Below are 20,425 nucleotides of genomic sequence, written 5' to 3'. Positions count from 1 at the left end.
ACTCGTCAGGTTCGTGAGCGCGTCCCGTGACAGAGCACGTCCGCTGCTAGGACGCGGCCGGTTTGCCCTGCTGGTACACCCAGGTCCGGAAGAGCCCGTCCAGGTCCTTGCCCGACTCCCGCTCCGCGAGCCGCACGAACTGCGCGGTCGTCCCGTGTCCGTCCCGGCGTTCCGTGGCCCAGGCCCGCAGGATCCGGAAGAACACCCGGTCCCCGACGGCCTTGCGGAGCTGGTGCAGCGCCATCGCGCCCCGGGCGTAGACGGGCGTGCCGAAGATGTTCGCGCCGCTGCCCGGGTCACCCGGCGGGAACTCCCACAGTCCGTCGCTCGCCGGCCGGGCGTACAGCGCGTCGAAGGTCTTCTGCGCGCTGTCACCGCCGTGCTGCTCCTCGTAGAGCCACTCGGCGTAGGTCGCGAAGCCCTCGTTGAGCCAGATGTCCTTCCAGGAGGTCAGGGTGACGGAGTCGCCGAACCACTGGTGGGCGCTCTCGTGGACGAGGGTGCTCAGGTCGGGTGCCTGGTCGTAGACGGGCCGGGTCTGGGTCTCCAGCGCGTAGCCGACGTTCGGGGCGCGGTCGACGATCGAACCGGCGGCCTTGAACGGGTAGGGCCCGAAGAGCTTGCTCTCCCACTCCAGTACGGACGGCAGCTGCTTGAGGACGGGCGCGGCAGCGGTGGCCTCGCGCGGATCGACGGCGTTGTAGACCTGGATGCCGTCGCGGGTCGTGAACCGCTCGACCTTGAACTTCCCGACCGTCGCCGTGGCCAGATAGGCGGCCATGGGCTCGGACTGGCGCCAGCGGAACGTGGTCCGCCCGTGCGCGCTCCGCTTGCCGAGGAACACGCCGTTGGCGACGGCGGTGCGCCCGTCGGGGACGGTGAGGGTGAAGTCGTACGACGCCTTGTCCTTGGGGTGGTTGTTCCCCGGGAACCAGGTCATCGCGCCCTGCGGCTCCCCGGCGACGAACGCGCCGTCGTCGGTGGGGATCCAGCCGTCGAGCGAGCCGTCCGGGTCGGTGACCGGGGCGGGTTTGCCGTTGTAGGCGACGGTGACGCGGAACCACTGGCCCTTGTGCAGGGCCTTGCGCGGGGTGACGGTGAGTTCCTGTCCGTCGCGGCTGAAGCCGGCCTTGGCGCGGTCGACGGTGAGGCTCGTGACCTTCAGCCCGTTGAGGTCGAGGTTGAAGCGGCTGAGGTTCTGGGTGGCGCGGGCGTAGAGAACGGCCTTGCCGTCGAGGTGACGGCTTCCCGGGTCGTAGCGGAGAGTCAGGTCGTAGTGGCCGACGTGGTAACCGCCGTTGCCCGCCAGCGGGAAGTAGGGGTCACCCACGCCGGACGAGCCGGCCGCCGGGGGTGCGGCGGCTCCGAGCAGGGCGGCGAGGGCGACGGGGACGGTTCCGATGACGAAGGTACGTCTGACGGCCTGCGGCACGTTCGCTCCAACGGGTGGGGAGTGGACGACGGCTTCACACTAAAGGTGATCACCGCGGAACTCGCCCTGGAACAGGTCAAGCCGCGCCCCCGTCGGCAGTACCCTCCGGGACACCCCGCCCCCGCAGAAAGGCCCCGCCGTGAACGTTCGCCTGCGCCGCGTCTACGCATCGCCCGAGCCGGAGGACGGCGTCCGGGTCCTCGTCGACCGCCTGTGGCCGCGCGGCCTGTCGAAGGACGCGGCACGCGTGGACGAGTGGCCCAAGGCCATGACCCCGTCGACCGAGCTGCGCCGCTGGTACCACGCGGGCGAGGGGTCGTACGAGGAGTTCGCGCGCCGTTACGAGGCGGAGCTGGCCGCGCCCGAGGCGGCCGAACTCCTCGCCCATGTGCGCGAGTTGACGGGCAAGGGCACGGTCACGCTGCTGACGGCCGCGAAGACTCCCGAGGAGAGCCACGCGGCCGTGCTCGCACGTCTGCTGGACTGAGACGAGGGTCAGCCGCCCGTCTGCTGGGCCGCGGCCCGTCCCGCCGCCCGCCCCGAGAACAGGCAGCCGCCGAGGAAGGTGCCCTCCAGCGCGTTGTAGCCGTGGACGCCGCCGCCGCCGAAGCCGGCCACCTCACCGGCCGCGTACAATCCGCCGATCGGGTTGCCCTCGGCGTCCAGGGCGCGGGAGTCCAGGTCGGTCTGGATGCCGCCGAGGGTCTTGCGGGTGAGGATGTGCAGCTTGACGCCGATGAGGGGGCCGGCGGCCGGGTCGAGGATCGCGTGCGGAGTGGCGACCCGACCGAGTTTGTCGCCGATGTAGCGGCGGGCGTTGCGGATGCCCTGGACCTGGGCGTCCTTGCTGTACGGGTTGGCGATCTGGAGGTCGCGGGCCTCGATCTGGCGGCGCACCTCGGCGGCGTCGAGGAGCGGCTTTTCGGTCAGGGCGTTCATCTTCTCGACGAGTTCCTCCAGGCCCGAGGCGGTCACGAAGTCCGCGCCCTTGCGCAGGAACGCGTCGACCGGACCCGGCGCCCCCTTGCCCAGCACCCGCGTCTTGAGGAAGCCGACGCGGTCCTTGGCGGTGATGTCGGGGTTCTGCTCGGAGCCCGACAGCGCGAACTCCTTCTCGATGATCTTCTGGGTGAGGATGAACCAGGAGTGGTCGTACCCGGCGATGTCCTCGGTGGTGCGCAGGTGCTTGAGGGTGCCGAGGGTGTCGTAGCCGGGCAGGCACGGGTCGGGAAGCCGACGGCCCAGCGCGTCGAACCACAGCGAGGACGGGCCCGGCAGGATGCGGATGCCGTGCCCGGGCCAGATCGGGTCCCAGTTCTGGATGCCCTCGGTGTAGTGCCACATGCGGTCGCGGTTGACGAGCCGTACGCCCGCCTCCGCGCTGATGTCGAGCATCCGCCCGTCGACGTACGCGGGGACGCCGGTGACCATGTCGCTGGGCGGGGTGCCGAGACGCTCGGGCCAGTAGCGGCGGACGATGTCGTGGTTGGCGCCGATGCCGCCGGTGGTGACGACGACGGCCTGGGCGGTGAGTTCGAAGTCGCCGATCGGGTCGCGGCTGGATTTCACGCCGCGGGCCGAGTTGTCCTCGGCGAGGACCGTGCCGCGCACGCCGCGCGCCTGGCCGTCCTCGATGACGAGTTCGTCGACCTGGTGGCGGTGGTAGAAGGTGAGCAGCCCGTCGCGGGCGGCCTGCTTGGCGTGGTTGACGAAGGGTTCGACGACGCCCGTGCCGGTACCCCAGGCGATGTGGAAGCGCGGCACGGAGTTGCCGTGTCCGTGCGCCCGCAGGTCACCGCGCTCGGCCCAGCCGACCGTCGGCAGGAACTTGATGCCGTGCCCCTCCAGCCAGGACCGCTTCTCCCCCGCCGCGAACTCGACATAGGCGCGCGCCCAGCGCACCGCCCACGAGTCCTCGTCGTCCTCGCGGTCGAACTGCGCGCTGCCCCGCCAGTCGCTCCAGGCCAGGTCGAAGGAGTCCTTGATGCCGAGCCGCCGCTGCTCCGGGGAGTCGACGAGGAACAGTCCGCCGAAGGACCAGAAGGCCTGACCGCCGAGGTTCGCGGCGTTCTCCTGGTCGACCAGCGCGACCCTGCGGCCCCGGCTGGTCAGTTCATGCGCCGCGACCAGGCCCGCGAGCCCCGCTCCGACGACGATGACGTCGGCATCCATGGCGACCGTCCCTTCCTCATACGGTGGTGGCGCTGCCGTCGGTCAGCAGCGCGGTGAGCAATTGCCCCAGCCAGCCCCGGGCCCGCTCCAGGTCCCGGTCCAGCAGCAGTTGGGTGGTGACGCCGTCGTACGCGGCGACCACGGCGTGGGCGGCGCCGTCGAGGTCGCCCAGCACGGCGGGCAGCGCGGTGTGGCCCCGGGCGCGGGCGAGCCGTTCGGCGATCGCCTCGCGCAGCCGCGCCCGGTGCTCGAGAAGGGTCTCGGCGACGGCAGGTTCCCGCGCGGCGTACACCAGGAAGTCCGTCTTCACCAGGAGCCAGTCCCGGTCGAGGAGCAGCACCTCGGTGACCCGGTCGACGGCGGCGGGCACATCGAGGTCGGGGCCGTCGAGGGCGAGCGCGCCGGAGACCTGGTCGGCGATCAGGTCGGCCCGCTGCCGGTAGAGGGCGAAGAACAGCTCGTCGAGGCTGTCGAAGTTCGAGTAGAAGGCGCCCCGGCTGTAGCCGGCGGCCTCGCAGACCTCCTCGATGGAGACCCGCCCGAAGCCCTTGGCGGCGAACACCTCGAAGGCGGCGTCGAGCAGATTGGCGCGGGTCCGCACCCGGCGCTTGGTCACCCGCCGCGCAGTCTCCATGTCCCGCCCTCCGTTCGATACGCGAATGTATCCGATACACCGATGTATCGAAAGAGGCGCACCAGGAACGGAATCGACGGGGGCGGGAATCGATGGGAACAGATTTTCGAATAAGGAGTACGCTGGATCCATGACCCCGCACCTCCAGGCCTCCCTCTTCGACCAGACCGACGAGCTGCGACTCGGCCCCCTCGACGGGATCCGCCGCACCCGGCTCGGCTTCGGCGCGTGGATCGACGTACTGCCGGGATGGCTCGGCGGCGCGGACGCGCTGTTCGAACAGCTGGTGGCCGAGGTCCCCTGGCGGGCGGAGCGGCGGAAGATGTACGACCAGGTCGTCGACGTACCGCGGCTGCTCGCGTACTACGGCACGGACGACGTACTGCCGCACCCGGTGCTCGCCGAGGCGCGGGCCGCGCTCAGCACGCACTACGCCGACGAGCTCGGAGAGCCGTTCGCCACGGCCGGGCTCTGCTACTACCGGGACGGCCGGGACAGCGTCGCCTGGCACGGCGACCGGATCGGCCGGGGCGCCCGGGAGGACACGATGGTCGCCATCCTCTCCGTCGGCGCGCCCCGCGATCTGCTGCTGCGCCCGATGCGCGGCGGCGACACCGTGCGCCGGCCGCTGGGCCACGGCGATCTGATCGTGATGGGCGGCTCCTGCCAGCGGACCTGGGAGCACGCCGTACCGAAGACCACACGAGCCGCGGGACCACGCGTCAGCGTCCAGTTCCGCCCGTACGGCGTGCGCTGAGGCAGAGAGGCGGCTGCTTCGGAAGCACGCGGGGGGCTGCCTCCGGTGGACGGTGCCGGAGGCAGCACTTCCCCCTACTTCCGCCTGCGGGCACACGAGCGGACCCGCCGACTCCGCCTCCCTGTTCATCTGCTTTGCTGTGCCTGTCGAGCAGGCACTCTCATCACTCGGGACGATCATGCGGACGGATGTGCGGCAAGTCGCCGACGGCACCTACCTCGTGCACGGCAGCAACACCAACTGGGTGATCCTCACCGAGGGGGACGCCGTCACGCTGGTCGACACCGGCTACCCCGGGGACCGCGAGCAGGTGCTCGCCTCCCTTGCACAGGTGGGGAGTTCACCGGAGGCGGTGACGGCGGTGCTGATCACGCACGCCCACAACGACCACCTGGGATCGGCCGAGCATCTGCGCGCGACGTACGGAACGCCCGTATATCTCCACGAGGCCGAAGTGCCCCACGCCCGCAGGGAGTTCCTGCACCAGGTGACCGTCGGTGACGTGCTGAGGAACGGCTGGCGGCCGGGTGTCGTGCCCTGGGCTCTGCACGCGATCCGCTCCGGCGGCAAGGCACATGTCCCGGTCACCGCTCCCGAGGTGTTCCCGTCGGCGGGCCCGCTCGATCTGCCGGGCCGTCCCGTCCCCGTGCACACCCCCGGCCACACCGGCGGGCACGTCGCCTTCCACCTCCCGGAGACCGGGGTGCTGATCTCCGGTGACGCCCTGGTGAGCGGGCACCCCACCTCGCGGGTCGAGGGGCCGCAGCTGCTGCCCGACATGTTCCATCACGAGCGCGCCCGCGCCGTGGCCTCGCTGGACGTCCTCGCCGGTCTCGAGGGCGACCTCATGCTCCCCGGACACGGTCCCGCGCACCGCGGTCCGGTCCGTGAAGCGGCACTTCAGGCCAAGGAGCGCGCCCTCTAAGGTGAGGTGACGATCACCCGCGAGGCGAGGACGAACGGCCCATGGCACTGCAGATCAGCGCGACGAACCCGGAGCATCCCGCGCTCCTGCTGGAGCTGCCGTGGGACGTGCCGCTGGAGGAGTGGCCGGAGGAGGTCCTGGTCCCGCTGCCGCGCGGCATATCCCGGCACGTCGTGCGCTACGCCCGGGCCGGCACCGAGGTGATCGCGGTCAAGGAGCTCGCCGAGCGGCCCGCCCTCAACGAGTACGACATGCTCCGCGACCTCGACCGGCTCGCCATCCCCTCCGTGGACCCCCTGGCGGTGGTCACCGGCCGCACCGACCAGGACGGCAACCCCCTGGAGTCCGTCCTGGTCACCCGGCATCTGGGCGGCTCGATGCCGTACCGGTCGATGTTCGAGACGACGATGCGGCCCGCGACCATGCACCGCCTCATGGACGCCCTGGCCGTCCTGCTCGTCCGCCTGCACCTCGCCGGGTTCGCGTGGGGCGACTGCTCGCTGTCCAACACCCTCTTCCGCCGGGACGCGGGCGCCTACGCCGCCTACCTCGTCGACGCCGAGACCGGCGAACTCCAGCCCCGGCTCAGCGACGGACAGCGCGAGTACGACCTCGACCTCGCCCGCGTGAACATCAGCGGCGAACTCCTCGACCTGGAGGCCTCCGGGGCGCTGCACCCCTCCGTGGACCCGATCGAGTTCGGCATGGAGATCTGCGCGCGCTACCGGAGCCTGTGGGAGGAGCTGACCCGGACCTCCGTCTATCCGGCCGGCAAGTACCACTACATCGAGCGCCGCATCCGCCGCCTCAACGAGCTCGGTTTCGACGTGGCGGAGATGCAGATCGAGCACGCGGCCAACGGCGACACGGTGACCTTCGTGCCCAAGGTCGTCGACGCCGGCCACCACCAGCGCCAACTCCTGCGGCTGACGGGCCTGGACACCGAGGAGAACCAGGCCCGGCGGCTCCTGAACGACCTGGAGAGCTGGATGGCCACCCAGGACGACTACGCCCCGGGCGACCCCCTCGGCGCCCGCCCCGAGGTCCTCGCCCACCGCTGGGTCCGGGACGTCTTCCGGCCGACGGTGCGGGCGGTGCCGCTCGACCTGCGCGGGTCCATGGACCCGGCCGAGATCTACCACGAACTTCTCGAACACCGCTGGTACCTGTCGGAGCGGGCGCAGCACGACATCGGCCTGGACACGGCGGTGGCCGACTACATCGAGACCGTCCTGCCCAAGGCGCGCGAGACGCTCCAGCCCACTCCCACCGTCGAGGACTGACTCAGACGGGCGGGACGACCGCCACCGGGCACTCCGCGTGGTGCAGCACGCCATGGGCGACGGAGCCGATCCGGGCGCCCACGGCGGTACGACGGGCGCGCCGGCCGACGACCATCAGCTGGGCCCGCGCCGCCACCGACAGCAGTACCTGACCCGCGCTGCCCATCTCGACGTGCTCGACCACCGGGACCTCGGGGAAGCTCGCCCGCAACGGCTCCAGGGCCGCGCCGAGCGCCTGCTTCTCGCGCGGTTCCAGGCCGCCGGCCTCGTCGAGGAGCTTGAGGGAGCCGGGGCTGTAGGCGAACACCGGCGGCAGCGTCCAGGCCCGTACGGCCCGCACGGTCGCCCCGCGCGCGGCGGCCGTCTCGAACGCGAACCGCAGGGCGGCCTCGCTGTCCTCCGGCTCGCCCTCCTGACCCACGACGATCTCGTGTCCCGCGACCTCGGCCGAGGGCTGGTCGCCGGCGCGCACGAGGACGACGGGCCGCGCGGCCTCCGCGATCACCTGCTGTCCGACGGAACCGAGCAGGAACCCGACGACCCGCCCGTGCCCGCGCGAGCCGAGGACCAGCATCTCGGCGTCCGCCGCCGCCTCGACCAGGGTGTCGACGGCGCCGCCCTCGACGACATCGGTCGTCACGGTGAGCCCCGGGTGCCGTTCCCCGATGTCCCGGGCCGCCTCGCTCACCGTCTCCCGCACCCACCCGGCCTGGATGTCCGGGGTGGCCACCTCGACGGCGTCGTACGCCTGGAACCGCCAGGCCTGCACCACCCGCAGCGCGAGACCGCGGCGCACCGCCTCCCGGGCCGCCCAGTCCAGCGCGGCGAGGCTCTCCTCGGTTCCGTCGACTCCTGCGGTGATCGGACGCGTCATACGGCTGTCTCCCTCGGAAAAACGATCAGGCGCGTGGGGCCCAGTCTTCACTACGCTGCCCGTATGAGCCTGGTCTGGGAACAGCTGAACGTGGACGCGCGCGACCCGGTGCACCTGGGCCGCTGGTGGGCCGAGGCGCTGGGCTGGGTGGTGGTGAACGACGATCCCGACGAGTACGAGATCCGCCCGGACAAGGACCGCCTGCCCGGCCTGCTCTTCGCCCCGGTACCGGAGACCAAGACCATCAAGAACCGTCTCCATCTCGACTTCCGCCCCGACGACCAGGCCGCGGAGGTCGCCCGGCTGCTCGCGCTCGGCGCCCGGCACGCGGACGTCGGGCAGGGCGAGCAGTCGTGGGTGGTGCTCCAGGATCCCGAGGGCAACGAGTTCTGCGTGCTCCGCGACCGCCGACCGCAAACCTGAGCGAAGCGGGACGTTCGAACATACGATGGCCGCAGTCGCAGCCGAACTCTCGGGGTGGGAGACGCATGGCACAGGCCGCCGAATCAGCGCGGACCGTCATCCTGACCGTGGACGACGACCCGGGAGTCTCCCGTGCCGTCGCCCGTGACCTGCGGCGGCGCTACGGCGAGTCGTACCGGATCGTGCGCGCGGAGTCCGGCGAGTCCGCCCTGGAGGCGCTGCGCGAGCTGAAGCTGCGCGGGGATCTGGTGGCGGTGATCCTGGCCGACTACCGGATGCCGCAGATGAACGGCATCGAGTTCCTCGAACAGGCCCTGGACGTCTATCCGGGCGCCCGGCGGGTGCTGCTGACGGCGTACGCGGACACCAACGCGGCGATCGACGCGATCAACGTCGTGGATCTGGACCACTACCTCCTCAAACCGTGGGACCCGCCGGAGGAGAAGCTCTATCCGGTCCTCGACGATCTCCTCGAGGCGTGGCGGTGCAGCGACTTCCGGCCGGTGGCCAGCACCAAGGTGGTCGGGCACCGCTGGTCGGCGCGCTCCTCCGACGTACGGGAGTTCCTGGCCCGCAACCAGGTGCCCTACCGCTGGTACTCCGCCGACGAGCCCGAGGGACAGCGGCTGCTGGCGGCGGCCGGACAGGACGGGCAGCGGCTGCCGCTCGTGATCACGCCGGACGGTACGCCACTGGTCGCGCCCGAGGCGCCGGAGCTGGCCGCGCACGTGGGGCTCGCGACGACACCGACGGCCGACTTCTACGACCTGGTCGTCATCGGCGGCGGCCCGGCCGGGCTCGGTTCGGCCGTGTACGGGGCCTCGGAAGGGCTGCGGACCGTGCTGGTGGAGCGGTCGGCGACCGGCGGCCAGGCCGGGCAGAGCTCCCGGATCGAGAACTACCTCGGCTTCCCCGACGGTGTCTCGGGCGGCCAGCTCACCGACCGGGCCCGGCGGCAGGCCGCGAAGTTCGGCGCCGAGATCCTCACCGCGCGCGAGGTGACCGGTCTGGAGATCAACGGGGCCGCCCGGGTCGTACGGTTCTCGGACGGGTCCTCGGTCGCCGCGCACAGCGTGATCCTGGCGACCGGTGTGTCGTACCGACAGCTGGAGGCGCCCGGCTGCACCGATCTCACCGGGTGCGGGGTGTACTACGGCTCTGCGCTGACCGAGGCGGCCTCCTGCCAGGGGCAGGACATCTACATCGTCGGCGGCGCCAACTCGGCCGGGCAGGCGGCGATGTACCTGGCCCGGGGCGCCAAGTCGGTGACGCTCCTGGTGCGCGGCCCCGACCTGTCCGCGTCGATGTCGCACTATCTGATCCAGCAGATCAACGAGGCGCCGAACATCTCCGTCCGCGCGCGGACCGTCGTCGAGTCCGCCCACGGCTCCGACCACCTGGAGCAGCTCACCCTGCGCGACGTGGACACCGGGAAGACCGAACTCGTCGACGCGCAGTGGATGTTCGTGTTCATCGGCGCGGCCCCGCTCACCGACTGGCTGGACGACACGGTGCTGCGCGACGACCACGGGTTCATCCTGGCCGGGCCCGACCTCACCGCCGACGGACGGCCGCCGGCGGGCTGGGAGCTGGACCGGCCGCCGTACCACCTGGAGACCAATGTCCCCGGCGTGTTCGTGGCGGGTGACGCCCGTGCGGAGTCGGCCAAGCGGGTCGCGTCCGCCGTCGGAGAGGGAGCCATGGCCGTGATGCTCGTCCACCGTTATCTGGAGCAGTCATGAGCGGGCAGCTCGTGCCGTGCAGCCCCGAGGAGATCGGGTCGCTGTTCCTGTTCGAGAAGCTGTCCCCCGAGCAGTTGGGGCAGTTGTGCGCCGCGGGGCGGGTGGAGCTGTTCGAGCCCGGCCCCGTCTACACCGAGGGTGAGACCGCGACCTGCTTCTACGTCATGATCGAGGGCACGGTGGTGCTCTCGCGCCGGGTCGGCGGCGACGACGTGGAGGTCAGCCGGACCTCCCAGCGCGGGGTGTACGCCGGTTCGATGCAGGCCTATCTCGGCGACCGGGTGCCGCAGGTCTACAACAACTCCATGCGGGTCACCGAGCCGACCCGGTTCTTCGTGCTGCCGGGCGAGAAGTTCTCGGACTTCATGCAGGAGTGGTTCCCGATGGCGGTGCACCTCCTGGAGGGGCTGTTCTTCGGCTCCAAGAGCACCCAGCGGGCCATCGGCCAGCGCGAACGGCTGCTGGCGCTCGGCTCGTTGTCCGCCGGGCTCACGCATGAGCTCAACAACCCCGCGGCGGCCGCCGTACGGGCCACCGCGACCCTGCGGGAGCGCGTGGGCAAGATGCGGCACAAGCTCGCCGTCATCGCGCAGGGCAACTACGCCCCCGAGATCATGGCGAACCTCATCGACATCCAGGACCGCACGGCCGAACGCGTCGCCAAGGCACCGACGTTGAGCCCGCTGGAGGCCTCCGACCGGGAGGACGCGGTCACCGACTGGCTGGACGACCACGACATCCAGAACGGCTGGCGGCTCGCGCCCACCTTCGTGCAGGCCGGGCTCGACGTGGACTGGCTGGACCAGGTCGCGGCGGCCGTGGACGAGGAGCTCCTGCCGAACGCGATCGGCTGGCTCAACTACACCGTCGAGACCGAGCTGTTGATGGACGAGATCAACGACTCCACCAATCGCATCTCGCATCTCGTCGACGCCGCCAAGCAGTACTCCCAGCTCGACCGGGCGCCCTTCCAGAACGCCGATGTCCACGAACTCCTCGACAGCACCCTGCTGATGCTGTCCGGGAAGATCGGGCAGCAGATCAAGGTCGTCAAGGAGTACGACCGTACGCTCCCGAAGATCCCGGCGTACCCGGCGGAGCTCAACCAGGTGTGGACCAATCTGATCGACAACGCGGTCGCCGCGATCAACAGCGCGGGCGGCGAAGGGACGTTGACCGTGCGGACCGCGCTCGACCACGAGCGGCTGCTGGTCGAGTTCCGGGACAGCGGGCCCGGGGTGCCGAAGGAGATCCGCGGCCGGATCTTCGACCCGTTCTTCACCACGAAGCCGGTGGGCGAGGGGACGGGGCTGGGTCTCGACATCTCCTGGCGGATCGTGGTGAACAAGCATCACGGGACGCTCCAGGTGGAGTCGGAGCCCGGGGACACGCGGTTCCAGGTGCTGCTACCGCTCACCGCCGCCGAGAGCGACACGATCGAGGAGCTGGAATGACCGACATCAAGGGACTCGACGCGACCGTGCCGCCCAGCGGGGACGGCTGTGTCGAGTGCGATGCCGTGGGCGGCTGGTGGTTCCATCTGCGGCGGTGTGCGCAGTGCGGGCACGTGGGGTGCTGTGACTCCTCCCCCTCCAAGCACGCCACCGGGCACTTCAAGGAGACCGGGCACCCCTTGGTGCAGAGCTTCGAGCCCGGAGAGGAGTGGTTCTGGGACTTCGAGACGCAGGAGATGTTCGAGTCCGGGCCCACCCTCGCGGCGCCGGACAGCCATCCCCTCGGGCAGCCCGCACCAGGGCCGGAGGGGCGGGTCCCTGCGGACTGGGCGAGGACGCTGCGGGGTTAATGGCTCGGGGGCTTCCGCGCTCAGGTGACAGGATGTGCTTGTGCCTCCGACCTCCTTTCTTTCTCCGCTCATCGGCCGTGCTGACGAACTCGCCCGGCTCGACGGGGTGCTCTCGCGTGCCCGCGGTGGTGAAGCCCGTGCCGTACTGATCGCCGGGGACGCCGGAGTCGGCAAGACACGTCTGCTGGGCGAGGCCGCCGAGCGCGCCGCCGCCGCCGGAATGACCGTGCTGACCGGGCACTGCGTCGATCTCGGTGATGTGGGTCTGCCCTATCTGCCCTTCACCGAGATCCTGGGGGCGCTCTCCTCCGACGAGCGCTTCGCCGCCGTCCTCGACGGGCATCCGGTAGCCGAGCGGCTGCTGGGAGGCGGCGGCGACGGCGGACGGTTGCAGCTGTTCGAAGGGATGGCGGCGCTGCTGGCCGAACTGGCCGAGGTCGCACCCCTGTTGCTGGTCCTGGAAGATCTGCACTGGGCCGACCAGTCCTCGCGGGACCTGCTGCGGTTCCTGCTCAGCCGGGGCATCCTCCAGCGCTCGGCGGGCGGGGCGCCCACGCACCGGCTGGTGGTGCTCGCCTCCTACCGGGCCGACGACCTGCACCGGCGTCACCCGCTGCGGCCGCTGCTGGCCGAGCTCGTACGGCTGCCCGCCGTCGAGCGGCTGGAGGTACGGCCGCTGGCCGACGCGGAGGTCACACGGCTCGTGCAGGCGTTGCAGGAGCGGCCGCTGCCGGACGCCACCGTCCGCCGGATCGTGGAGCGGGCCGAGGGCAACGCCTTCTACGCCGAGGAACTGGTCGCGACCGCCGACACCGAGGTCGGCGGGATGCCCAGCGGCCTTGCGGACGTCCTGCTGATCCGGATCGAGCAGCTCTCGGAGACCGCGCAGCAGGTGCTGCGCACAGCCGCGGTCGCCGGCCGCCGCGTCGAGCACGACCTGTTGCGGGACGCCGTCGGGCTCCCGGACGACGAGCTGGAGTCGGCGCTGCGGGAGGCCGTCGGACGGCAGCTGCTTGTGCCGGGCGACGGGGACACGTACTCCTTCCGGCACGCCCTCGCCCGCGAGGCCGTCTACGCCGATCTGCTGCCCGGCGAACGCGCCCGCCTCCACGGCGCGTTCGCCCGGCTGCTGTCCGGGCGGGGCCGCCGGGCCGAGTCAGCGGCGGAGCGCGCCCACCACTACCGCGAGAGCCATGACCTCGGCGAGGCGCTGGCCGCCTCGCTGGAGGCGGCCGATCACGCCCAGCGGGTCGGGGCGCCGGCCGAGGAGCTCCGGCATCTCGAAACGGCCCTCGACCTGTGGTCGGCGGTCGAGGCGTCCGCGCGTCCCTCGGAGGACCGGGTCACGCTCACCCTGCGGGCCTCCGCCGCGGCGGCACGCGCCGGGGAGGCGCACCGCGCGGTCTCCCTCACCCGTTCCGCGCTGGCCGGCATCGACCAGGACGCCGACACCGAACTCGCCGCCCGGGTGCGCTACACGCTCGCCGGGAACCTCATCGACGTCGACAACCTGACGGCGGCGTTCCAGTACAGCAGCGAGGCGCTCGCCCTCATCCCGGCCGATCCGCCGTCGCGGACCTGGGTGTGGGCGGCGGCCACCCATGTCATGGCGGCCCGGCATGTCGGCGAGGACGAGACCGCGCTCCGGGTCGCCCGTGAGGCGCTGCGGGTGGCCGAGCAGCTGGACGCGACGGACGCCCGGGCCGACCTGCTGATCTCCCTCGCCGGTCTCGAAGGCGGCCGGCGCACCCCGCAGGGCCGCGCGCGCATCCTTCAGGCCCAGGAGCTGGCCCACGCCGCGGGCAACGCGCCCGTGGAGATGCGCGCGCTGTTCAATCTCGCCATCGGCTCCTACGAGTCCGGCGACCTGGAGGAGTCCCTCCCCTGGCTGGCCCAGGGTCTCGACCGGGCCCGCCGGGCCGGGCTGCTGTCCTCGCCGTACCCGCAGGCGATGCGCCATCTCCAGCTGGTGGTGCTGTACACGCTGGGCCGCTGGGACGAGTGCCTGCGGGCGGTCTCCGGCGGCCGGGAGCTGCCCGCGCTGAGCGGGTACGCGTCCGGGCCCGCGCTCTATGTCGCCCTCGCCCGCGGCGACTTCACGACCGTCGACCGGGCCCGGGCCCTGCTCCAGGGGCACTTCGACTGGATGGCCACACTCGTCGCGGGCATCGTGCTGACCGAGGCCGCGGCGCTGCGCGGGGACGCCGAGGCCGCGGTGGAGCAGCTGTGGTCGACGGTCAAGGCCCTCACCGACGACGCGGGCAGCCGTCCCGACGTCTCGGTCCGGCTGGCCGCCCGCGCCCTGTCCGCCGTCGCCGACACCGCGGGCGCCCTGCGCCTCTCCGGTGACGAGGCGGGCGCGAGCCGCTGGGCGGGCACGGCGGACGACCTTCTGGAGCTCGCCCGGCAGACGGCCGTGCGCGGCGAGGACCGCAGCCCGCAGGGGCCGGAGGGGCAGGCATGGCTGGCGCGGGCCGAGGCGGAGTGGGCGCGGGTCGTGTCCGGCCCGGACCCCGCCGCCTGGGAGAAGGCGGTCGCCGCGTTCGACTTCGGCGACACCTATGAGCGCGCACGCTGTCAGGTCCGGTACGCCGAGGCCCTGTTGGCGGCCGAGCGCCGCGAGGAGGCGGCCGTCGAGGCCGGTGCGGCACGGGAGACGGCCGTACGGCTGGGGGCCACGCTCCTGCTGGAGGAGACGGACACGCTGATACGCCGGGGCCGGCTCTCGGCGGCGCCGAAGAACGCGGACGGGCCCTCGCCGCTGACCGCCCGAGAGCAGGACGTGCTGCGGCTCCTCGCCCTGGGCCGGAGCAACCGGCAGATCGGCGAGGAGCTGTTCATCAGCGGCAAGACGGCCAGCGTGCATGTCTCCAACATCCTGGCCAAGCTGGGTGCTTCGAGCCGTACCGAGGCGGTGGCGGTCGCCTACCGGGAGGGCCTGGTCGCCCCGGAGTGATCAGCGGTTCGCGCAGTCCAGGCTCGGCAGGTCGACGGCGTCCGCCATGGCCCGCATGCCCTTGTCGTTGGGGTGGATGTGGTCCCCGCCGTCGAGTGCGGGGAGCATCCGCTCCTGGTCGTAGGGGCTGCGCAGGATCCGGTCGAAGTCGGTGACCGCGTCGAACTCCCCGCTGTCCCGGAGGAACGCGTTGACCTCCTGCCGTACGGCCTCGGCGGCCGGGTCCCACTCCGGCCAGCCCTTGAAGGGGCCGACGGTGGCGACGACCACGCACTTGCCGGCCGTGTGCGCCCGGTCGGCGATCTCCCGGTAGCCGTCGATCAGGTCCTGGGCGGTGACGCCAGTGTGGGCCTTGATGTCGTTGACGCCCTCGAAGAGGAAGACGGTCCGCACGCCCGGCTGGGAGAGCACGTCCCGGTCCAGCCGGTTCAACGCGCTCTGTCCGGGGCCGTCGGCGAGCACCTTGTTGCCGGCCATCCCCTCGTTGGCCAAGCCCTTGACGACGTTGCCGGATTTCTGGAGCCTGCGGGCCAGATAGTCCGGCCAGCGGCGGTTGAGGTCGGTCGTGGACTGCCAGCCGTCCGTGATGGAGTCGCCGAGCGCGACCACGGCACCGGCGCCCGCCCGCACGGACACGGCGTCCAGGTACAGCCACGAGCCGATGGTGTCGGCCCAGTGCGTGCCGCTCTCCTCCGCGGTGTGGTCGCCCTGGGTGGCGTACGAGGTCTGCATGGCCATCCAGTGGCCGGTGAGCGGGCCCGCCGCGTCCGGGGTGTGGATGCTGACGGCCAGGTCGGCGCCGGCGGGCAGCCTCCCGGGCAGCGGGTCGCTGTACACGGTGGCGCCGGAGGGGACGGTGACGGACGTGGAGCCGTCGAAGGTGAGCCGCCGGTTGGTGCCGCGGACCAGTTCGGCGCCTTCTCGCCGGATCCCGGCGTAGACGCTGTCGAAGGTCACCGGCCGGTCCCCGAAGGCGTTGGAGAGCCGGATCCGCGGGTCCCGTCCCGCGACGCTGGTGTGCACGACCATGCGGTAGCCGCGGTCGGCGACCGCCTCGCCGATCCGGTCGGCGCTCGTGCCCCAGGTGATGACCCCGTCGGGCGGGCTCTCGACGGCCGGCGCCGGTGTGGCCTGCGAGGCGGCGGCCAGGAGCGTGACGGCGATCAGGCGGCAGGCGCGGGCGGTACGGCCCGTCATCGGCCGAACTCCTTCAACGTGACGGTGGCACCGGGCTTCATGGTCACGGTGCGGGAGGTTCCGGCGTACTCGACCGTCGTGGTGCGGCCGCCGATGCTGCGGATACGTGCCTCGGTCGGTGTCCCATCCCTCCACCTTGAAGTTCTCCCCTCCCTTCGCAAGCTCAGGAAGGGGATTCCCGCCTACATTGCTGCGGCAGGTTTGACGGTGTTACCGCCCTGCGACCGCGCCTTCCGGCGGCCGGGACTGCCACGATGACGTGGCCGGTCCGGTACAGGTGCAAGATGTTCCTCGCTGCGTTCCAGTCGGCGTTCGCCGTCCAGCCGCAGTCAGGGTTCTTGCATACGAACAGTTCCTGGCTCTCTCGGCTGCCGGAGGTGATGCATCCGCAGGCTGAGCACCGCCGGGACGTGTGCGGGGCGGGGACCTTGACGAGCCGGCCGCCGTAGCGGGCGCTCTTGTACGTCAGTATCGTCACGGTCCGGCCCCAGGCCTCCTGGGCGATCGAGCGGTTGAGTCCGGCCTTCGCCCGGGCCCCATTGCGCCCGAACGCGCCCCCGCCTGCGGGGTCGGGTCTGGGGGCGGGGTGTTTGGTCATGCCGAGGATGTTGAGCTGTTCGACCACCAGCACGCCGTATGTGCGGGCGAGATAGGTGGTGGTCTGGTGCTGCCAGTTGAGGGCTCGTCGCGTGGCTTTTGCTCGGAGCTGCTTGATCTGGTCGTAGGTGTGCTGCAACCGCCTGGAGGTCTTCTCCCCGGGTTTGCGGAACGTGTTGCGGTGCGCGGCCTGCCGCTCCAGGCGAAGGAGCTTGGCCTTCTCCTTCGGAGTCAGCCACTTGTCCCGGTCGGCCGTGCCATCCGGAAGCCGAGGCGGGCGGCCGTGGTCCTTGTTGGACAGGGCCAGGGGGATGTTCACCCCGGCGTCGATGCCGACTTCCGGCCCCTGGTGGGACTCGGGGGCGCGTTGGAGGGTCTGGATGCGGAAGGCGATGTGCCAGCCCAACGCGTCCTTGACGAGGCGGGCGCCGGTGATCCGGCTGTCCTTGGTGGCCTTCTTGCCCACGGAAAGGTCTTTGGTCCAGCGGAAGCGGACGCGGCCGATCTTCGGCAGGTTGACCATGCCCCAGCGACGGTGGACGCGGACGATGTTCAGATCCCGGCCCTGCGGAATGTCCACCGACATCGGCGTGCGGAAGCGGCCCTTGAAGCTGGGTTCCTGTGCCCGTCCCTCCCAGCAGTTCACCCAGGCCCGGTGGTACGTCTTCAAGACCGCCTGCGCGGCCTGAGCGGGAAGGACGGCGAGATAATCGAGGTCCTTGCGGGCCTGGCGTATCGCAGCGTCCGCGCCTGCCAGGGTGCACTTGTCCTTCGGCATCATCTGCCACCAGGAGTGCAGGCAGTTCCACAGGGTGCGGGCCGCATGCGCCTGGTCATCGATGACCCGGATCTCGGCAGGGCTGAGCGCCAGTCGGGCACGGTGCCCGAACTGCCGCTTCACCAGACCGAGTTCACTCACGGTGATCACCGTACTGCATTTTGTTTATGTCACCGCGCCGGAATCCGCATCCCGATGTCAGAACCGGCCGCCACGTTGTCTGCAACCTTCACGTCCACTTGGTGTTCGTCACCAAATACCGGCGCAAAGCGATGACGGACGTCATGCTGACGCGCCGCGAAGAGATCATGCGGGAGGTCTGCACGGACTTCGAGGCCGACCTCAAGCAGTTCAACGGCGAAGAGGATAACGTCCACCTGCTCGTGCACCACCCGCCGAAAGTCCCGCTCTCCAAGCTGGTCAACTCCCTCAAGGGTGTCTCCGCCCGCCTGCTGCGCAAGGAGCACGACGCGCACGTGCGCCGGTACCTGTGGGGCGGACACTTCTGGTCCGGCTCCTACTTCGCCGCAAGCTGCGGCGCAGCGCCTCTGACCGTCGTGCAGCGGTACATCGAGCAGCAGAAACGCCCCGTGAGCTGAGGTCAACAGTGCAGACCCGTGCTCCGGTGCGGGTCACCCCCATTTCGAGATGGCCTTCACCATCCGGCCTGAAGGCCGGAGCACTGGCCAAGATCAAAGGTAGATCCACGACGAACCCACCGCGCGCCCCCGCCCCCACGACGACGTGGTCGGCGTTCTTGAGCCGGGCCCAGCACAGAGCGCGCCAGGCGTTGGCCCAGCCGGCCGCGGCACTGGAGGGACTGCTCAACCAGGTGGGATCGGCGCGCGTCTGCACCGGGAGGCCGTCGCAGCGGGCCGGGACGATGTGGCGCTCGCCCTGACGTACGTCTTCGGCAGGGCCCACTGCCCCTCCTGCGGCACCGGGTTCGGTGTGTCCGACGAGGTGGAGAGGCAGTGGGTGTGACCGTGCGGCCCGGTGTCAGTGGCGGGCGGCCGGGGTGTTCGCCTCGGTGACATTGACGGCGGCCCAGGAGCGGTCCACCGCCTTGTACTCGGTGCTCGCCGCGCCGTAGAGGTCCTTGGCCGCCTTCAGGGTCGCCACGCGGGCGTCGTGGAAGTCGGTGGTGGAGACCATGTAGCGGGTCAGGGCGCGGTAGTAGATCGCCGTGGCCTTGGTGCGTCCGATGCCCTTCACCGGCAGGCCGTCGACGGTCGGCGAGTCGTAGGTGACGGAGCCGATCTTCTTGCGGCCGCTGCCCTCCGCGAGGAGGTAGTAGGCGTGCGAGGAGACGCCGGAGCCGGCGTGCACCTCGGCGTCGTAGGCCGCCGGTGACCAGTAGTCGATGGTGCCTTCGAGGACGTCCAGGGAGGGCTTGTCGAGGCGGCGCAGGAACTTCTGGTCGAGGCCGAGCTTCTCGCCGAGGAGGTAGTTCGGCGGGTTCTTGGGGTTGTTGGCGCTGAACTCGACGTTGGAGCCGAAGATGTCGGCGAGCGACTCGTTGAGGGAGCCGGCCTCGCCGTACTGGTTGCCGTCCTCGTCCACGCGGGTGGGCTCCAGGCGGGCGGTGGCGTCCACGACGCCGTGGGTGAGTTCGTGGCCGGTGACGTCGAGGACGACGAGCGGCTTCTTGATCATGTCCCCGTCGCCGTCGCCGTACAGCATGCAGCCGCAGGCCGGGTCCCAGAACGCGTTGCCCACCTTGTTGCCGAAGTGGACCATGGCCCGGGCGCCCTTGGAGTTGTTGGCGATGCCCTTGCGGCCGAAGGTCTTCTTGTAGAAGTCCAGGGTCTTGGTGATGCCGTACTGGGCGTCGGCGGCGGCGCTGGCACGGTTGGTGACCTTGCCGTTGCCCCAGGTGTTGGTGGTGCCGGTGAACTTCTTGCCGCGCGCGAAGTTCTCGAGTTCCTGGCCCTTGGCGTCCCGGGTCTCGGTGCCCCAGCGGCTGGGGTCCTTGAGGAGGTAGCTGCGAGTGCCCGTCTTGGTGGTGGTGAGCGGGACCTTGCCGGCGAAGAGGGAGTTGCCGGTGCCCGTGGCCGTCGCCGCGAGGGCGGAGGCCTGCGGGGCGGTGCCGGTGGCCGGGTTCAGCGTCTCGCCGCGTTTGCGCAGGGTGTCGAGCAGGCGGGGCGAGAGGAACTCGTCGCTGTCGGGCGTGTTGCTGCGCACCTTGCCGGTGACAGCGTCGACGACGACCGTGCTGGAGCCGCCCGCCTCGGCGGTGGCGCTGTCGCTCACGCGCACCTGGTAGGCGAGGGCGGCGGCGCCGTCGCGGGCGTCGACGACGAGTTCGGCCGGGCCCGCGTCCCCCTGGGCGACGGCGGCGGCGCGCGCCTCGGCCTGCTCCGCCGTCAGCTCGGCGTGCGAGGCCTTCGGCGTCACGGTGTGGTCGGCCGCGCGGGTGACTCCGGCATAGGAGAGCCGCTCGGTGAGGTGGACGACGAGGTCGCCGCCCAGCACCGGCATGCCTTCATGGGACCGGATGAACCGGACATGCCGGGCGCCTTCGGGGTCGATCAGCACGTCCTGGGCCTGGAGTTCGTCGCCCTGGGCGACGCCCGTCGCCCCGGCGTGGGCGAACGCGGCGGCACGGGCCGCGTCGACCACGGACGAGGCCGTGACAGCGGCGGCGGTCGGGGGCTTCCCCGTGGACGGGTCGGCGAACGCCGTGCCCGCGAGCCCCGTGGCGGCCGTCGTCACCGCGACGGCGACGGCCAGGCTGCGTATGTGAGGTCTACGCACTGTTGAGGGTTCCTTCGTGCGAAGGCGGCCGGGATCGCCAACCGCCCTGGGTCATGGCGCGGTTGAGCGCCACAGGGCTGGTCGGGCCCCGGAA

General features: G+C 71.3%; 17 protein-coding genes. 10 read left to right on the top strand and 7 right to left on the bottom strand.

Annotated features, from left to right (window positions below; translation table 11 throughout):
- Positions 1–46: 46 nt before the first annotated feature.
- A complete protein-coding gene (locus ABZ928_RS23470; protein WP_361522158.1) occupies positions 47–1,432 on the bottom strand; it encodes a M1 family metallopeptidase in 1,386 nt (461 codons plus the stop codon).
- Positions 1,433–1,571: 139 nt separating this feature from the next.
- On the opposite strand from ABZ928_RS23470, the gene ABZ928_RS23465 reads away from it, so the two are divergent.
- Positions 1,572–1,919, top strand: a complete 348-nt coding sequence (locus tag ABZ928_RS23465; RefSeq protein ID WP_361522155.1) for a DUF488 family protein — start codon at positions 1,572–1,574, stop codon at positions 1,917–1,919.
- Positions 1,920–1,927: 8 nt separating this feature from the next.
- Here ABZ928_RS23465 and ABZ928_RS23460 read toward each other — a convergent pair whose 3' ends face one another.
- A complete protein-coding gene (locus ABZ928_RS23460) occupies positions 1,928–3,604 on the bottom strand; it encodes an FAD-binding dehydrogenase (protein ID WP_361522152.1) in 1,677 nt (558 codons plus the stop codon).
- A gap of 16 nt (positions 3,605–3,620) precedes the next feature.
- Complete coding sequence (locus ABZ928_RS23455) at positions 3,621–4,238, bottom strand: TetR/AcrR family transcriptional regulator (RefSeq protein WP_361522149.1); 618 nt, start codon at positions 4,236–4,238, stop codon at positions 3,621–3,623.
- A gap of 130 nt (positions 4,239–4,368) precedes the next feature.
- On the opposite strand from ABZ928_RS23455, the gene ABZ928_RS23450 reads away from it, so the two are divergent.
- The 3 genes from ABZ928_RS23450 (at position 4,369) to ABZ928_RS23440 (ending at position 7,203) form a co-directional block, all read left to right on the top strand.
- A complete protein-coding gene (locus tag ABZ928_RS23450) occupies positions 4,369–4,995 on the top strand; it encodes an alpha-ketoglutarate-dependent dioxygenase AlkB (protein WP_361522146.1) in 627 nt (208 codons plus the stop codon).
- Between the two features lie 178 nt (positions 4,996–5,173).
- Positions 5,174–5,920, top strand: coding sequence for an MBL fold metallo-hydrolase (locus tag ABZ928_RS23445; protein WP_361522143.1), 747 nt, complete (start codon positions 5,174–5,176; stop codon positions 5,918–5,920).
- Between the two features lie 41 nt (positions 5,921–5,961).
- The gene (locus ABZ928_RS23440; RefSeq protein WP_361522140.1) at positions 5,962–7,203 is read left to right on the top strand and encodes a DUF4032 domain-containing protein; all 1,242 of its coding nucleotides are present in this window, start codon (positions 5,962–5,964) and stop codon (positions 7,201–7,203) included.
- A gap of 1 nt (position 7,204) precedes the next feature.
- Here the strand turns inward: ABZ928_RS23440 and ABZ928_RS23435 are convergent, their stop codons facing one another.
- A complete protein-coding gene (locus tag ABZ928_RS23435; RefSeq protein ID WP_361522138.1) occupies positions 7,205–8,077 on the bottom strand; it encodes a universal stress protein in 873 nt (290 codons plus the stop codon).
- Between the two features lie 63 nt (positions 8,078–8,140).
- On the opposite strand from ABZ928_RS23435, the gene ABZ928_RS23430 reads away from it, so the two are divergent.
- The 5 genes from ABZ928_RS23430 to ABZ928_RS23410 all read left to right on the top strand — a co-directional run bounded on the left by ABZ928_RS23430 (position 8,141) and on the right by ABZ928_RS23410 (position 15,002).
- The gene (locus tag ABZ928_RS23430) at positions 8,141–8,500 is read left to right on the top strand and encodes a VOC family protein (RefSeq protein ID WP_361522135.1); all 360 of its coding nucleotides are present in this window, start codon (positions 8,141–8,143) and stop codon (positions 8,498–8,500) included.
- A 65-nt stretch (positions 8,501–8,565) separates the two neighbouring features.
- The gene (locus ABZ928_RS23425) at positions 8,566–10,242 is read left to right on the top strand and encodes an FAD-dependent oxidoreductase (protein WP_361522132.1); all 1,677 of its coding nucleotides are present in this window, start codon (positions 8,566–8,568) and stop codon (positions 10,240–10,242) included.
- Positions 10,239–11,696, top strand: a complete 1,458-nt coding sequence (locus ABZ928_RS23420; protein ID WP_361522129.1) for an ATP-binding protein — start codon at positions 10,239–10,241, stop codon at positions 11,694–11,696. The genes ABZ928_RS23425 and ABZ928_RS23420 overlap by 4 nt, the downstream gene beginning before the upstream one ends.
- Positions 11,693–12,046: a UBP-type zinc finger domain-containing protein gene (locus tag ABZ928_RS23415; RefSeq protein ID WP_361522126.1), complete on the top strand. Its 354-nt coding sequence runs from the start codon at positions 11,693–11,695 to the stop codon at positions 12,044–12,046. The genes ABZ928_RS23420 and ABZ928_RS23415 overlap by 4 nt, the downstream gene beginning before the upstream one ends.
- A gap of 40 nt (positions 12,047–12,086) precedes the next feature.
- Complete coding sequence (locus ABZ928_RS23410; protein ID WP_361522123.1) at positions 12,087–15,002, top strand: AAA family ATPase; 2,916 nt, start codon at positions 12,087–12,089, stop codon at positions 15,000–15,002.
- Here the strand turns inward: ABZ928_RS23410 and ABZ928_RS23405 are convergent, their stop codons facing one another.
- Positions 15,003–16,199, bottom strand: coding sequence for an SGNH/GDSL hydrolase family protein (locus ABZ928_RS23405; RefSeq protein WP_361522120.1), 1,197 nt, complete (start codon positions 16,197–16,199; stop codon positions 15,003–15,005).
- Between the two features lie 163 nt (positions 16,200–16,362).
- On the bottom strand, positions 16,363–17,715 hold the full coding sequence (locus ABZ928_RS23400) for a transposase (protein WP_361522118.1): 1,353 nt from the start codon (positions 17,713–17,715) through the stop codon (positions 16,363–16,365).
- Between the two features lie 26 nt (positions 17,716–17,741).
- On the opposite strand from ABZ928_RS23400, the gene tnpA reads away from it, so the two are divergent.
- Positions 17,742–18,173 carry an IS200/IS605 family transposase gene (tnpA, locus tag ABZ928_RS23395; RefSeq protein ID WP_361522115.1) on the top strand — a complete coding sequence of 144 codons (432 nt, stop codon included), beginning with the start codon at positions 17,742–17,744 and terminating at the stop codon, positions 18,171–18,173.
- A gap of 400 nt (positions 18,174–18,573) precedes the next feature.
- Here tnpA and ABZ928_RS23390 read toward each other — a convergent pair whose 3' ends face one another.
- Complete coding sequence (locus tag ABZ928_RS23390) at positions 18,574–20,331, bottom strand: M4 family metallopeptidase (protein ID WP_361522112.1); 1,758 nt, start codon at positions 20,329–20,331, stop codon at positions 18,574–18,576.
- Positions 20,332–20,425: the final 94 nt, after the last annotated feature.

The organism is Streptomyces sp. NPDC046909, assembly GCF_040644695.1.
Taxonomy (GTDB): Bacteria; Actinomycetota; Actinomycetes; order Streptomycetales; family Streptomycetaceae; genus Streptomyces.
This window is presented reverse-complemented; position numbering and strand designations above follow the sequence as displayed.